Source organism: Bacteroides salyersiae WAL 10018 = DSM 18765 = JCM 12988 (assembly GCF_000381365.1).
In the GTDB taxonomy this organism is placed as follows: Bacteria; Bacteroidota; Bacteroidia; order Bacteroidales; family Bacteroidaceae; genus Bacteroides; species Bacteroides salyersiae.
In genome coordinates this window covers 1,199,129-1,214,646 of sequence record NZ_KB905466.1, presented here as the reverse complement: position 1 = coordinate 1,214,646, position 15,518 = coordinate 1,199,129, and the positions used below count along the sequence as shown (strand labels likewise).

Below are 15,518 nucleotides of genomic sequence, written 5' to 3'. Positions count from 1 at the left end.
AGATGATAAAATTAAAAGGATATCTATGGCTTATGCTGTTTTGCTGGCCGCTTCTGTTAACAGCCGAAAACCTTGCGACGAGTAAACCGGCCGCTCTTTCGGTAGGTAAGCTGACCAGTGAAATGCAGGAAGGATTTGTTGCTGTAGGGCGGCTTCCCCGTTTGGGCTGGCAATTGAACTCTTCCGATAACGGTAGTAGGCAGACGGCTTATGAAATCGAAATCAAAAACTCTTGTACAGGGCATTCGGTATGGAATAGTGGAAAGATTATTTCCACCCAAAGCCAGTTAGTTTCTGTGCCCGAAACCGGTTTCTCTGTCGAACCTACATATACCTATCTGTGGCGTGTTCGTGTTTGGGACGAGACGGATACCCCTTCGCAATGGAGCTGGGAAGCAGTTTTTCACATCGTTCCCGATGATTTGGCTGCCGGGCAATGGATCGGTGCTATTACCCGGCAGGAAGCCCGTTTGCCCCAAGGCAGAAACTTTCATGGGAGCGAATTGAAGAATCCGGAAGTCAAATCCGCCTGGGAAGCAGTAGATACCTTGGCAAAGAGAAGTATCTGCCTGCGAAAGTCGTTTCGTACGGACCGGTCCGATAAAGAAGTGGCCGAAGCCATCGCCTATGTATGCGGACTCGGTTTTTATGAGTTCTCTTTGAATGGGGAGAAAGTAGGTGATAGCGAATTTGCCCCGCTTTGGAGTGATTATGATAAAAGCGTTTATTACAATACTTACGATGTGACACACCGGATGCGTTCCGGTGAAAATGCAATAGGCGTCTTGTTGGGTAATGGTTTTTATAATGTGCAGGGCGGTCGCTATCGTAAATTACAGATTAGTTTCGGTGCGCCGACCCTTTTGTTTAAACTGCTTATCCGTTATACTGACGGTTCGCAACAAACGATATCTTCCGATCCGACATGGAAATATGATCTGAGTCCTGTTGTATTCAATTGTATTTATGGGGGGGAAGACTATGACGCCCGTTTGGAACAGCAAGGATGGAACTGCCCGGGATTCAATGATGACAAATGGCGGCCGGTAGTGATACAGGAGGCACCCAAAGGGGTGCTTCGTCCGCAAAAGGCAGCACCGGTCAAAATTATGGAACGTTATGACGTAAAGACGGTGAATAAGCTGACTCCGGAACAGGTAGCCACTGCCTGTATTTCCACCAAAAGGACGGTCGATCCTTCTGCCATTGTATTGGATATGGGGCAGAATCTGGCCGGTTTTCCGGAAATAGTGGTACGTGGGAAAAAAGGACAGAAAGTGACTCTTGTTGTAGCCGAAGCATTGACGGAAGAAGGGGCTTGCAACCAACGCCAGACGGGGCGGCAACATTACTATGAGTATACCTTGAAAGGAGAAGGTGAGGAGAGGTGGCATCCTCGTTTTTCGTACTATGGCTTCCGTTATATCCAGGTGGAGGGGGCTGTATTGAAAGGGCAGAAGAATCCTCGGAAATTGCCGGTGATCAAGAGTATACAATCTTGTTTTGTTTACAATTCCGCAGTTAGGATATCGTCATTCGAATGTTCCAATCCCATTTTCAATGCAGCTCACCGATTGATAGAGAAAGCGGTACGCAGCAATATGCAATCCGTGTTTACCGATTGTCCGCACCGCGAGAAGTTAGGTTGGCTGGAGCAGGTTCATTTGAACGGGCCGGGATTGTTATACAATTACGACTTGGCAGCTTATGGTCCTCAGATAATGCAGAATATGGCGGATGCCCAGCATCCCGACGGAGCTATGCCGACTACTGCCCCCGAATACGTATTTTTTGAAGGACCGGGGCTTGAACCCTTTGCCCAGTCTCCCGAATGGGGGGGAGCATTGGTCATTTTCCCGTTTATGTATTACGAAACCTATGGAGATGATACTCTGATTAAAGAATATTATCCCAATATGAGACGTTATGTCGACTATCTGGCTACCCGGGCCGACGGAAACATCCTTTCTTTCGGTTTGGGCGATTGGTACGATTATGGGGATTTTCGTGCCGGTTTTTCCCGGAACACACCGGTACCATTGGTAGCGACGGCTCATTATTATATGACTGTCCGTTATCTGGTTCTTGCCGCTTCAATGGTGGGAAATCAATATGACGAATGTTATTATACCCGTTTGGCTGATGATATCCTACGTTCTTTTAACCGTCGTTTTGTCGATCCGGAAACCGGACAATACGGTTCCGGCAGTCAATGCAGCAATGCTTTACCGCTTTTTCTGGGTATGGCGAGAGGGGACGATGGGAATAGAGAGTCTGAAACCGGTGTACCGTCGAGGATGCGTGTGCTCGGTCATTTATTAGAGGATATTGCCGCTCATGGCAATCGGTTGACTACCGGTGATGTCGGTAACCGCTATCTTATCCAGGCTTTGGCACGTTCCGGCAGGGATGAAGTAGTATATCGTATGTTCAATCACGAAGAGGCGCCGGGATACGGATTTCAGCTTAAGTTCGGTGCTACGACGCTGACCGAACAATGGGATCCCCGGCAAGGTTCCTCGTGGAATCATTTTATGATGGGGCAGATTGACGAATGGTTTTTCCATTCTTTAGCAGGTATTCGTCCGGATGCTGCCGGGCTCGACGGACATGATTATCTGACAGGCGCCCGTCCCGGATACCGGCATTTTGTGATCGCTCCGAAGCCCGTAGGCGATTTGAGTTTTGTGAAAGCGACATACGAAACCTTGTATGGCAAGATAACGGTAGACTGGACCCGAAAAGGCGGTAAATTTATACTAAATTTGTCCGTACCGGTCAATACCGTTGCGAAAGTGTATCTGCCGGATGGAAAAGCACCGCAGGAAGTACAAAGCGGTAGTTATCGATTTATTGTAGACGAAGAAGCTTTTGTCGGTATAAACGGGGATATATCCCATTAATATAAAATACATACATTAATATAGAATCCTATTTATCAGTATAAAACTACCAATACATCATCGGATTATGGAATCACTACGTACAATTCTTTTCTCTGTTTTCTGTTTCGGTATGGCGATTACGCTGAAAGCCGAACGTGTCGACATGTTAAAGTCCGGTGCGAAAGCGGACGGAAAGACCTTGAATACAACGTTAATCAATCATACCGTCGACCGCTTGAGCCAAGCAGGCGGTGGTACTCTTTTTTTTCCGGCAGGCACTTACCTGACGGGAGCGATCCGCTTGAAAAGTAATATCACTTTAGAGTTGGAAGCCGGAGCCACTTTACTCTTTTCCGACAACTTCGATGATTATCTACCCTTTATGGAAGTGCGGCACGAGGGTGTGATGATGAAAAGTTTTTCCCCGTTGATATCCGCTATGGATGCCGAGAACATCACAATCAAAGGGGAAGGGACACTCGACGGTCAGGGAAAGGCATGGTGGACGGAATTTTTCCGTATTTATGTCGATCTGGAGAAAAACGGTATGCGTGAGTTGAATAAATATCAGCCACTTTGGGAAAGGGAAAATGATGTGGAAGCACTTTACGCCGAAACGAATGAGGATTGGCACGGCACCTTGAAACGTCGTTTTTTTCGTCCCCCGTTTATTCAGCCTGTGCGTTGCCGAAGAGTACGTATTGAAGGAGTGAAGATTATCAATTCTCCTTTCTGGACAGTCAATCCGGAGTTTTGTGATAATGTGGTGGTTACAGGAGTGACGATTCATAATGTGCCTTCGCCCAATACGGACGGCATCAATCCGGAATCTTGCCGGAACGTGCATATCAGCGACTGTCACATCTCGGTGGGGGACGATTGCATCACCCTCAAATCGGGACGCGATGCCCAAGCCCGTCGTCTGGGAGTGCCTTGTGAAAATATTACCATAACCAATTGTACCATGCTTTCCGGTCATGGCGGCGTGGTCATTGGTAGTGAGATGAGCGGTAGTGTTCGAAAGGTGACGATCAGCAATTGTGTGTTCGATGGCACTGATCGCGGGATACGTATCAAATCGACTCGCGGACGCGGTGGAGTGGTAGAAGACATCCGTGTCAGTAATATTATAATGAGTAACATCAAACGGGAAGCCGTCGTATTGAATTTGAAATATAGTAAGATGCCTGTTGAACCTATGAGCGAACGGACTCCCTTGTTCCGCGATATTTCCATTTCCGGTTTGACTGCTGTCGGCGTGAAGACGCCGGTCAAAATTGTGGGTTTGGAAGAGGCTCCTGTCACTGACATTATTCTGCGCGACATCAACGTGAAAAATGCCCGTGAGAAGTGCATCTTTGAGAATTGCGAACGCATTCGTTTGACCGATGTTATTGTGAATGGAAAAGAAGTAAGACTTGAAGAGTAAAAAAGAGATGAAAAGATCGTGTTTAATGGCATTTTCTATGCTTGGATTATCTTTATCGGTGCAGGCGCAGACTTATGAAAATCAATTCTCCCGTCCATTGGGGGATGTGTTGAATGATATCCAAAGCCGTTTTCAGGTTCGTCTGAAGTACGATATCGATACGGTGGGCAAGGTATTGTCCTATGCCGATTTCCGGATTCGGCCTTATTCGGTGGAAGAGTCGTTGACCAATGTGCTGGCTCCTTTCGATTTTAAGTTTGTAGCGCAAGGCGGCAATTTGTACAAATTGAAAAAATACGAGTATCCCCGTCGTACAGAAGCCGATGGGAAGAAATTACTTGGGTATCTCGATACCCTCTATACCGACCGGACTGCATGGGAACAGCGTAAAGCCTGCTTGCGTAAAGAGATTCGGGAAAAAATGGGAATCGATTCTATTCTGAACAAAAGAGTACGGGACCCGAAAACCATCTTCTCTAAGATTCGTAAGTTCGAAGGATATACCGTACAGAATTTTGCTTTGGAAACTTTACCGGGATTGTATGTCTGTGGATCTGTCTATGCGCCTCGGACGAAAGGAAAGCATGCCTTGATTATTTGTCCGAACGGGCACTTCGGCGGGGGACGTTACCGTGAAGACCAGCAGCAGCGTATGGGTACGCTGGCCCGTATGGGAGCGATATGTGTGGATTATGATTTATTCGGATGGGGAGAATCCACTTTGCAGGTAGGGGCAGCCGCCCATTGGTCCAGTGCCGCTCATGTCATTCAGGCCATGAACGGGTTGTCAATTTTAGATTATCTGCTTTCTGTCCGCAAGGATATCGATACATCCCGTATCGGAGTGAACGGAGGTTCGGGTGGCGGAACTCAGACTGTTCTTCTCACCGTCCTCGATGAGCGTTTTACGGCCGCTGCTCCTGTTGTCAGTTTGGCATCTCACTTTGATGGTGGTTGTCCTTGTGAGAGCGGAACACCCATTCAATTGGCTTGTGGTGGGACTTGTAATGCCGAAATGGCCGCTATGTTTGCTCCGATGCCTCAACTCATAGTTTCGGACGGTGGTGATTGGACAAGTAGTGTGCCTCGTTTGGAATATCCCTATCTGCAACGTGTCTATGGCTTTTATGATGCCGTTGGGAAGATTGAAAACGTTCATCTCCCTAAAGAGCGTCATGATTTCGGCCTGAATAAACGGAATGCCGTATATGATTTTTTTGCAAGGGTATTCAATTTGGATAAAACTCGGCTTGATGAAAGTAAGATAACCATTGAACCGGAGCAAGCCCTGTATAGCTTTGGCGCTAAAGGAGAATTGTTGCCGGAGACGGCTGTCCGTTCGTTCGACCAGGTAGCAGTCTATTTTGATAAGCCATTGTTCGAACGTCTTCGTTCCGATCTGGCTTTGGAGAAGAAAGCAGCCGATTGGGTCGCTTCTTTGAATCTGGAAGACGAGAAAAAGGCCGGATACGTGACTACCCTTATTTACAACCATCTTCGCCAGGTGCGTGACTGGCACGATACTCATCCTTATACCATTATTCCCGAGGGTATTAATCCGCAAACAGGAAAGAAGTTATCTGAACTGGATCGTCAGATGATAGCCGATTCGGCCATGCCTGCAGAGGTACATGACCGTCTGATGAAAGGATTGCACAAAGCATTGACGGATGAACAGGTGGAAGCGGTGCTCGATAGGTACACCGTCGGGAAAGTTGCCTTTACCTTGAAAGGTTACCATGCCATTGTCTCCGATCTGACCCGTGAAGAAGAAATGCATATTCTCTCTTTATTGAAACAGGCGCGGGAACAAGCCATTGATTACAAAAGTATGAAGCAGATTTCTGCCATTTTTGAGATCTATAAAACTCAATGTGAACAGTATTTGAACAATAACGGTCGTAATTGGCGTCAATTGTTTAGTAGCTATGTGAATCAGCGTAAAGCATCCAAAGAGAAGAAAACAGAATAAAAATCCGGTAGTTATCTTGACTTTTGTGAGAGTATATACTTTTGCCACATAAAGGTATATACTCTTATATGGTAATAGTATACTCTTTTACAAGGTGAAAATATATATTTTTATATACCTTGATTTTCAGAGAAATAAGTAGAACGTAATTATGTGATATATTTAAATTGTTAATTGCTTTTTTCTAAGTGTGTACGTGCTGCATATACAATGTTGAAGTTTATAAAAGCCCATTTACTTCCATACTTTTCAGTTAATCGGTAGTGAGGGGCTTCATGATATAATTAATAATGAGTTAATTTGCTAATGTGCCAATGCCATGCGGTATACGCACAGTCAATTAGCATATTGGCAAATTATTTCTAATAATAATGAGTACACTGAATTGCTTTGTTCGTTTATAAGTGTATATACTACAATAAATGGTTATTATGAAAAACAGATTTACTCTTTTTGCCATGTTGCTGATCTCAACTGGTATTTTGGCACAATCACCTGTTAAAGTTGATTTTGATAAAGACGAACGGGCTTTGGATGAAGTTCACGAACCGGGTTATGAATCTTGGGTTATCACAAACTGTGTAGATACTACTAAAGTAATTAATGGCATAAAAATTACAATGGCTAATGGAAAAGAATCTGACGGGGCCAGTTTAAAATCTCATTGGCATAAAGTAGGTATTCAGGCTCCTTATTATGCACGGTTGGTTAGCGATGGATTGACGGTGAATGGAGGAGATATGTATGCGGAAATAGATATGACGATAGAAGGTCTTGCGCCCGGCTCCCACTCTTTATTGACTTATCACAATACGCTGGATAGTCCGGATGACAAGACGTTCGGTATGATTGATGTCTTTGTAAATGGTGAGTTGAAAGTAGAAGGGTTGATGCAGTCGAACCGGGTGTTGAGTACGTATGACGCTGCTACTGCCTATGTCACATTCGATGTGAAAGAGAATGAACCGGTTGTGGTTACTTTCCGGTCGAACGAGGATAGTCCGAGCGATGCATCATGGAATATAGTGATAAACGGTTTCTGTCTCGATGTTCCCGATGCCGGTAAACAAGCAAAGTCTCCTTTTCCCGCAGATCGGGATTTGCATGCTGAAGTAGAAAATGGTAACTGTACATTGAAGTGGACAGCAGCTCAGAGTGCGGTGTTACATGATGTGTATTTGGGGACGGATTTGAATCTGGTTACGAATGCGGATAAGACTTCGTCTTGCTACAAAGCTTCTCAGACGAATACTACTTTTGACTGCACGAATCTTTATAGTATGAATACTTACTATTGGCGTGTGGATGAAGTGGAAGAAGACGGAACTGTGACGAAAGGAGAAGTATGGAGTTTTATGCCGTGTCAATTGGCCTTCCCCGGTGCAGAAGGGTATGGCCGTTATGCGCGTGGTGGCCGTGGCGGTAAGGTGGTCTATGTTACTAATCTGAATGATGCCGGTCCCGGTAGCTTTCGTGAGGCGGTAACGAATGGGAGCGGGCCTCGTACCGTATTGTTTGCTGTTTCCGGCATCGTTCGTTTGGAATCCAGAATAATGTCGAATGAACAAATAACCATAGCCGGGCAAACCGCTCCGGGCAAAGGAGTTTGTTTTCGGGCGGCTCCGATAGGGATTAACAGTGAATCAGTATGTCGTTTTCTGAGGATCCGCTTGGGAGGAGGAACTACTTATGACGGGCTGGGAATGGCCGGTACAAATCATAGTATTGTAGACCATTGTTCGGTTAGTTGGACAATCGATGAAGCATTCAGCTCTCGTGGAGCGAAAAATCTTACATTGCAGAGAACATTGATATCCGAAGCGTTGAATTGTGCAGGACATCAGAATTATCCTGCGGGAACGGAACACGGATATGCCGGAACCATTAGCGGACAAACCGGATCTTTTCATCATAATTTATTGGCTCATTGCAATGGGCGTAATTGGAGTGTGGGAGATGCGATTGACGGAAGCGGAACGTGGGTAAGCAAACTCGACGTATTTAATAATGTGGTTTATAATTATGGAAGTCGTGCTACCGATGGTGAAGTGCATAAATTGAACTTTGTGAACAACTATTATAAAAAAGGAGCGGCAACGACTGTCGGCCACATCTTGAAACTGGAAATTAAAGGATTTGGAGCGGGAACGGAGCAGGCTTATTATTCTGGAAATATCATTGAAGATAAAAATGGAGATCTGCTGAATGACGGTACGGACAATCAGTTTGGACGTATATATACTTTGGATAGCGGTTCTTCCGAACCGACTTATGAGGTATTTCCCGATGAACCGTTTTTCCCCTCTTATGCCACTATACATACTGCCAAAGATGCTTATAAATCAGTCTTGTCTGATGTTGGTTGCAATCTTCCCCTTTTGGATGAACACGATCAACGAATCGTGCGTGAAACATTGGAAGGGTCTTATACATATGTCGGAAGCGAAACAGGGAAAAAAGGCTTGATAGATAATGAAGCGGATGCCGGTGGTTATGAGAATTATCCGGAAATAACAATTGATCTGGATGAATTTGATACGGATCGGGATGGATTGCCTAATTGGTGGGAAGAGATGTTCGGATTGAATCCGAATTCACCGGAAGGTGATTTCTCCGATTCAAATGATGATGATGACAGGGATGGGTATACTAATCTGGAAGAATATTTGCATTGGATGGCTACACCGCATTACGAAGTAAAAACCGGAGAAACCGTTGAAATCGATTTGACGAAATATACCCGTGGATTTGAAAAGAATCCGGTTTATACAGTAACGAAGATAGATAACGGGACAGCGACTGTGGATGGCAACATCCTGAAGATAACTCCGGAAGAGAGCTTTGGCGGAATTTTTTACGTTGATTTTACAGTTACGGATGCCGAAGGCTCTGCCTGTACAAGAAATATTGGGGTGAAAGTAGGAGACCGGGCGGTAGGCGTTGAACCGGTATCCGATACCAGGCAATTTGCGGTTAATGCATATCCCAATCCTGTGACTGATTATTTATACGTCTCTACCGAGAGTACCGGTGATGCGAAGATTCAGGTCATGAATGCTTACGGAAACAGCGTGTTGACGGAAACCTGTAATGTATCTCCGAATGTAGCATGTAAATTGGATGTTTCGTTTTTGCCGATGGGCATTTATTTCTTGAAGATTCAGCAGGAAGGCTTAAGTGAAACCATTAAGTTTATTAAGAAGTAGCAGATTGTCTGAATTATTCAAAGATTCGATTGCATATGGAATATCGTTTGTCTATTTCTATTATAGCTTTATTGTGTACTGTAAATTTCGCTTTTGCAGGTGAAATATGGGTTTCCGTAACAGGAAATGACAAGCATGCGGGGACTCGGGAGATGCCTTTACGTACAGTAGCACAAGCACTGAAGCAGGCAAGGGAATGGCGTCGCTTATCCGATCCGGCGGTCGAAGGAGGAATTAATATTCGATTGGAACGAGGTATATACCCGCAGGACGAGATACTGTTTCTACGTCCGGAGGATAGTGGAACGGAGGACTCGCCTACAGTCATAGAGGCTGTGGAACCGGGAAAGGCGGTGCTTAGTGGGGGAATCCGCGTAACCGGATGGAAACCGGTTACAGATTTTCCTGCCGGGCTTCCGGAAGTTGCACGCGGAAAAGTGTGGGTGGCGGATGCTCCCGAGATAGGTAACCGGATATTGGAGTTCCGCCAATTATGGGTAAACGGAGAGAAAGCTATTCGTACGACTTGGCTTGCGCCGGGTGAGATGAAACGGATACTTGATTTCGATACGGAAAAAAGAGAGATATGGGTGCCTACTCCGGCTATAAAAGGGTTGGAAAATGAATCCCGGTTGGAAATGACGGTGCATCAGCGCTGGGCGATTGCTATCTTGCGCGTGAAAGATTGGGAGGTGCAGGGGGAACGTACCCGTGTCACGTTTCATCAGCCAGAAAGCCGCCTTGAGTTTCAGCATCCTTGGCCACAGCCGGTTATCGGAGGTGAGAAGGGAAATTCTTCCTTTACGTTGGGTAATGCGATTCGTTTGCTGGACCGGCCGGGGGAGTGGTATCAGGAGTATCTTTCCGGAAAAATCTATTATTGGCCGAAAGAAAATGTGGATCTTTCAACGGCAGAAGTAGTAGCACCTGTATTGGAAACACTGTTGGAAGTGGATGGTTCTTTAGAAAGAACCGTTTCTTATATTTCATTTAAAGGGGTTAGTTTTGAATATGCATCCTGGAACCGTCCTTCTTTGTATGGGCATGTTACTTTACAGGGGGGGATGTATCTGAAGGATGCCTATAAGCTTGCTGTTCCCGGACTACCGGAAAAGGCGGAATTGGAAAACCAAGCCTGGATCGAACGTCCGGGAGCAGCTTTGCAAATTAGAGGAGCCCGGCAAATTAACTTTTCAGGATGTACTTTTAAACATTTGGGAGCCACAGGGCTGGATTATGAATGGGCGGTAAATAATTGTCGTGTAGAAGGATGTTTGTTCACCGATATCGGAGGAACTGCTTTGGCATTGGGAGCGTTCCCTGCCGGCGGTTTTGAGACGCATGTCCCTTATATGCCGGAAGATGAAAGAGAATATTGCTCTGACATTCGTATCGCCAATAATCTGATTACGGAAGTGACCAATGAAGATTGGGGATGTGTGGGTATCGGTGCGGGATACGTGCGTAATATGACGATCGAACATAATGAAGTGAGTTATGTGAACTATTCCGGTATCTGTGTCGGTTGGGGGTGGACACCGTTGGATAGCGGAATGAAAAATAACCGGATTCATGCGAATTATGTACATCATTTTGCCTTGCAATTGTATGATGCCGGCGGTTTGTATACTTTATCCAATCAGCCGTCTTCGGAGATGACCGCCAATCGGATCGAACAGTTGGGAAATGCCCCTTATGCTACCAACGACCGGGCTTTTTATATTTATTTTGATGAAGCTACCGATGGATACCGGGTGAAAGATAACTGGTGTCCGGAACCCTTGTTTGATGCCAACCGTCCCGGTCCTGCTAATGTGTGGATAAACAACGGCCCGACTGTATCGGATTCAATAAAATCGGCAGCCGGACTGCAACCCGAATATAATTATTTAAAAGATAGTATCCATGAAACAAACTAATTATCATTTGTTCGATTTTCTGGATTTCGATACCGAACTGAAGACCGACGAATCCCTTTGGAAAGCTTGTAAACCTACTTCTATCTATGAAAAGGGGGGGGATATATATTTGACTGTTCCTTTTCAGAAACAAATGCTTTCAAACGATATGGCTGCGGACGTGAATGTTTCACGGAAAGAATATACGCTGAAAATCCGTTATTATTCGCCCCATATCCTTCGTTTATATACTGGGTTGGGAGAGGCCGATTGGGAGGAGGAGACAGAAATGTTGAAAATGGCTTCCGACGTTCGTAAGGTACCGCTGACAGTGAGTGAGGATCACGGTTTGTGGAGTGTATGTGATGAAGATGGTCAGTTGCGTGCCCTTATCAATTTGCGCGAACCTGTACTTGAGCATTGGAGCAATCTGCTTCCGCCCCCGCAGGAAACGTTGGATATTACTTTTTACCCGGATACCAAGAAGTCGGTCCGGCTCAGTGCCTATGATCATTTTTCTCCTCCGAGACATGATGCTCTTCCTTTGGCATATTGCACAAAGAACGGGCGTAAGGAACGGGCTACCGTTTCATTCGAATGTTTGCCCGATGAAGCATTTGCCGGTACAGGCGAACGTTTTTATAAGATGGATTTGAGCGGGCATACGTTTCAGTTGAAGAATCAGGACGGACAAGGTGTAAATAACCGCCGTGCTTATAAAAATATACCTTTCTATCTGTCGAGCCGGATGTATGGAGTATTTTATCATACCAGTTCACATTGTAAACTTTCATTAGCCGATCACTCTACACGCTCGGTACAATTTCTGAATGATCAGGCGCAATTGGATGTGTTTCTGATCGGTGGAGATATGCCGGAGGAAATTCTTTACGGGTATCGTTGCTTGACCGGTTTTCCGCCAATGTTGCCGCTTTGGAGTTATGGAGTATGGATGAGTCGTATGACTTATTTTAGTGCGGACGAAGTAAATACTATTTGTGACCGTATGCGTGCCGAACATTATCCTTGTGATGTTATTCATCTGGATACGGGGTGGTTTAAAACCGACTGGTTATGTGAATGGAAATTTAATGAAGAACGTTTTCCGCAACCGGAGAACTTTATCCGGCGATTGAAAGAAAGAGGATACCGGGTGTCTCTTTGGCAATTGCCTTATGTGGCAGATGATGCCGAACAGATAGAGGAAGCGAAAGCCAATCGTTTTATCGGTCCGTTGACGAAGAAACAGGATACGGAGGGGTCGAACTTTTCAGCGCTCGATTATGCCGGTACTATTGATTTTACGTATCCGAAGGCAGTCGGATGGTATAAAGGATTGTTGAAAAAACTGCTCGATATGGGAGTGGTATGCATTAAAACCGATTTTGGAGAGAATATTCATATGGATGCGGCCTATTACGGCATGACACCCGAATTGCTGAATAATTTATATGCATTACTTTATCAAAAGGCAGCTTATGAAATTACCAAGGAAGTGACTGGTGACGGTATTGTGTGGGCGAGGGCTGCCTGGGCCGGTTGCCAACGCTATCCGCTTCATTGGGGTGGAGATTCGGCCAGTACATGGGACGGAATGGCAGGTTCTCTAAAAGGAGGGTTGCATTTCGGACTTTCGGGGTTTGCTTTTTGGAGTCACGATGTGCCGGGCTTTCACAGCTTGCCCGATTTTATGAATTCTCCCGTTTCTGATGATATATATGTGCGGTGGACGCAGTTCGGAGTTTTCTCATCGCACATTCGTTATCATGGGACCAGCAAACGGGAACCTTGGAGTTATCCGGCGATTGCTTCGATTGTAAAGAAATGGTGGAAACTGCGATATGCATTGATTCCTTATATTATGGAACAAAGTGAAAAGGCAACCCGTACCGGTTATCCGGTATTGCGTGCATTGATTTTCCATCATCCGGAGGATAAGCTTTGTTGGCATATAGATGATGAGTATTACTTTGGTGATGATTTTCTGGTAGCTCCGGTTATGAATAGTGAGGGATACCGGGATGTTTATCTTCCTAAAGGAGAATGGGTAAACTTCTTTACAGGTGAATGTTTTGAAGGGGAGTGTTGGCTGAAGAAGGTAGACGTTCCTCTTGAAGAAATGCCTGTATATGTACGTAGAGGCGCGACTATTCCGATGTATCCTGAAGAGGTGGATTGTACGGATGAGATGGATTTGAGTAAAAGCATATTGGTAAAAATAGACGATGCCTATAGGGGATTTTGGGCAGATCGTTAACATTCATAAAACATTGGCAGAGTGTATGAAAACTTGGAAAAGCAATTTAGAAGAGACCAAACAGCATTATTTGGATTGGTGGAATCATAAAGGAATCGTATTAAATATGTGGGAACACTTTCAGGAAGGAGTGGAACCGCATGCCGGGGTGGCAACTCCTCTCCCCCCCGTGGATCTGAATCAAAAATGGTTTGATCCGGAATGGAGAGCCGGATATCTGGATTGGTATGTGGCTCACAGCAGTTTGATGGCGGATATACTTCCCGTAGCCAATACGCAGTTGGGACCTGGTTCGTTAGCCGCTATTTTGGGAGGTGTGTTCGAAGGGGGAGAGGATACGATTTGGATACATCCCGATCCGGACTTCAAAGAGGATATTGTTTTTAATTCGGAGCATCCCAACTGGATATTGCATAAAGAGCTTTTGAAGGCTTGTAAAAAGAAAGCTGCCGGACATTACTATGTAGGTATGCCCGATTTGATGGAAGGGCTCGATGTGTTGGCCGCTTTAAAAGGTACAGACAAAGTTTTGCTGGATACCGTCATGCAGCCGGAGGTATTGGAATATCAGATGCAGCAAATCAATGATATCTATTTTAAGGTATTCGATGAATTATACGATATTATCCGTGAAGGAGATGAAATGGCTTTCTGTTATTTCTCATCGTGGGCACCGGGTAAGATGACTAAACTGCAAAGCGATATTTCGACTATGATCAGTGAAGATGATTATCGTCGTTTCGTGCAACCATTTATCCGGGAGCAATGTCGAAAAATCGAGTATACGTTGTATCATTTGGATGGAGTAGGAGCGATGCACCATCTGCCTGCTTTGCTTGAGATAGACGAACTGAATGCTATTCAATGGACGCCGGGGGTAGGCGAACCGCAGGGAGGCTCGCCGAAGTGGTACGATCTGTATAGAAAAATATTGGCTGCCGGTAAGAGTGTGATGGCTTGTTGGGTTACACTTGACGAGTTGAAACCCTTACTCGATGCCATCGGTGGTGACGGGGTGCATATCGAGATGGATTTTCATAATGAAAAAGAGGTGGAACAAGCCATGAAGATAGTGGAAGAGTATACGTCGAAAGTAAATTCGGAAGCTGTTGGCGAAACCGGAGAGAAGCAAAACTCCGTCAATGACACCGAGCTTGAGAAAATAAAGATCGACCGGGTTTCGGAGAAATCTGACGAGGCTCTGCAACCGTTGTTCGACGCTATTGTAGGCGGAAGGCTGGAATCTGCCGTGGAAGTGACGAAACAGGCTATTGCCGATGGGGTTGCTCCCCAGGAAATCATAAATAAATATATGATAAAGGCGATGGGAGAAGTAGGACAGCGTTTTCAGGACGGTAAGGCTTTTGTTCCCCAATTGTTGATGGCCGGTCGTGCGATGAAAGGTGCTTTGGAATTATTGAAACCATTGTTGCAAGGAACGGCTTCTACTACAATTGGTAAAGTTGTGATCGGTACGGTGAAAGGAGATTTGCATGACATCGGCAAGAATTTGGTAGCTTCTATGTTGGAAGGCTGTGGATTTGAAGTGATTAATATCGGTATAGATGTATCGTGTGATAAGTTTGTTGAGGCTGTGAAAGATAATCATGCGGATATTTTGTGTATGAGTGCGTTGCTGACCACTACCATGACGTATATGAAAGAGGTGATACATGCGTTGGAGGCTGCCGGTATTCGCAGGCAGGTTAAAGTGATGATTGGCGGGGCACCTGTCAGCCAGGGATTTGCCGACGAAATAGGGGCCGACGGATATAGTGACAATGCCAACACGGCTGTTTCCGTGGCAAAGGAATTGATGAGCCTTCATCGTCAATAGATAAATGATGTAGAACTTTTTATTTAATACCGAC

7 protein-coding genes are annotated in these 15,518 nt (G+C 45.3%); all 7 read left to right on the top strand.

Features of this window, described 5'->3' with window-relative positions:
* Nucleotides 1-5 precede the first annotated feature (5 nt).
* The 7 genes from HMPREF1532_RS04715 to HMPREF1532_RS04685 all read left to right on the top strand — a co-directional run bounded on the left by HMPREF1532_RS04715 (nucleotide 6) and on the right by HMPREF1532_RS04685 (nucleotide 15,484).
* Nucleotides 6-2,903 (top strand): glycoside hydrolase family 78 protein, encoded by a 2,898-nt coding sequence (locus HMPREF1532_RS04715; RefSeq protein WP_392387718.1) that lies wholly within the window; start codon nucleotides 6-8, stop codon nucleotides 2,901-2,903.
* Between the two features lie 67 nt (nucleotides 2,904-2,970).
* Nucleotides 2,971-4,314: a glycoside hydrolase family 28 protein gene (locus HMPREF1532_RS04710; protein ID WP_005925554.1), complete on the top strand. Its 1,344-nt coding sequence runs from the start codon at nucleotides 2,971-2,973 to the stop codon at nucleotides 4,312-4,314.
* A gap of 7 nt (nucleotides 4,315-4,321) precedes the next feature.
* The gene (locus HMPREF1532_RS04705; RefSeq protein ID WP_044097444.1) at nucleotides 4,322-6,286 is read left to right on the top strand and encodes a 6-O-methylesterase; all 1,965 of its coding nucleotides are present in this window, start codon (nucleotides 4,322-4,324) and stop codon (nucleotides 6,284-6,286) included.
* A gap of 431 nt (nucleotides 6,287-6,717) precedes the next feature.
* On the top strand, nucleotides 6,718-9,492 hold the full coding sequence (locus HMPREF1532_RS04700; protein ID WP_005925550.1) for a T9SS type A sorting domain-containing protein: 2,775 nt from the start codon (nucleotides 6,718-6,720) through the stop codon (nucleotides 9,490-9,492).
* A 35-nt stretch (nucleotides 9,493-9,527) separates the two neighbouring features.
* Nucleotides 9,528-11,411 (top strand): right-handed parallel beta-helix repeat-containing protein, encoded by a 1,884-nt coding sequence (locus HMPREF1532_RS04695; protein ID WP_005925548.1) that lies wholly within the window; start codon nucleotides 9,528-9,530, stop codon nucleotides 11,409-11,411.
* Complete coding sequence (locus HMPREF1532_RS04690) at nucleotides 11,398-13,647, top strand: glycoside hydrolase family 31 protein (RefSeq protein ID WP_005925545.1); 2,250 nt, start codon at nucleotides 11,398-11,400, stop codon at nucleotides 13,645-13,647. Before HMPREF1532_RS04695 ends, HMPREF1532_RS04690 begins: the two co-directional genes overlap by 14 nt.
* A 25-nt stretch (nucleotides 13,648-13,672) precedes the next feature.
* Entirely contained in the window at nucleotides 13,673-15,484 is a 1,812-nt protein-coding gene (locus HMPREF1532_RS04685; RefSeq protein WP_025818947.1) for a corrinoid protein, read from the top strand.
* The last annotated feature ends 34 nt before the right edge of the window (nucleotides 15,485-15,518 follow it).

What these genes read in the sequence shown, in the direction of transcription:
- HMPREF1532_RS04690 (WP_005925545.1), top strand. Translation starts at nt 11,398, where the DNA reads ATGAAACAAACTAATTATCATTTGTTCGATTTTCTGGATTTCGATACC.
- HMPREF1532_RS04705 (WP_044097444.1), top strand. Translation starts at nt 4,322, where the DNA reads ATGAAAAGATCGTGTTTAATGGCATTTTCTATGCTTGGATTATCTTTA.
- HMPREF1532_RS04685 (WP_025818947.1), top strand. Translation starts at nt 13,673, where the DNA reads ATGAAAACTTGGAAAAGCAATTTAGAAGAGACCAAACAGCATTATTTG.
- HMPREF1532_RS04710 (WP_005925554.1), top strand. Translation starts at nt 2,971, where the DNA reads ATGGAATCACTACGTACAATTCTTTTCTCTGTTTTCTGTTTCGGTATG.
- HMPREF1532_RS04695 (WP_005925548.1), top strand. Translation starts at nt 9,528, where the DNA reads ATGGAATATCGTTTGTCTATTTCTATTATAGCTTTATTGTGTACTGTA.
- HMPREF1532_RS04700 (WP_005925550.1), top strand. Translation starts at nt 6,718, where the DNA reads ATGAAAAACAGATTTACTCTTTTTGCCATGTTGCTGATCTCAACTGGT.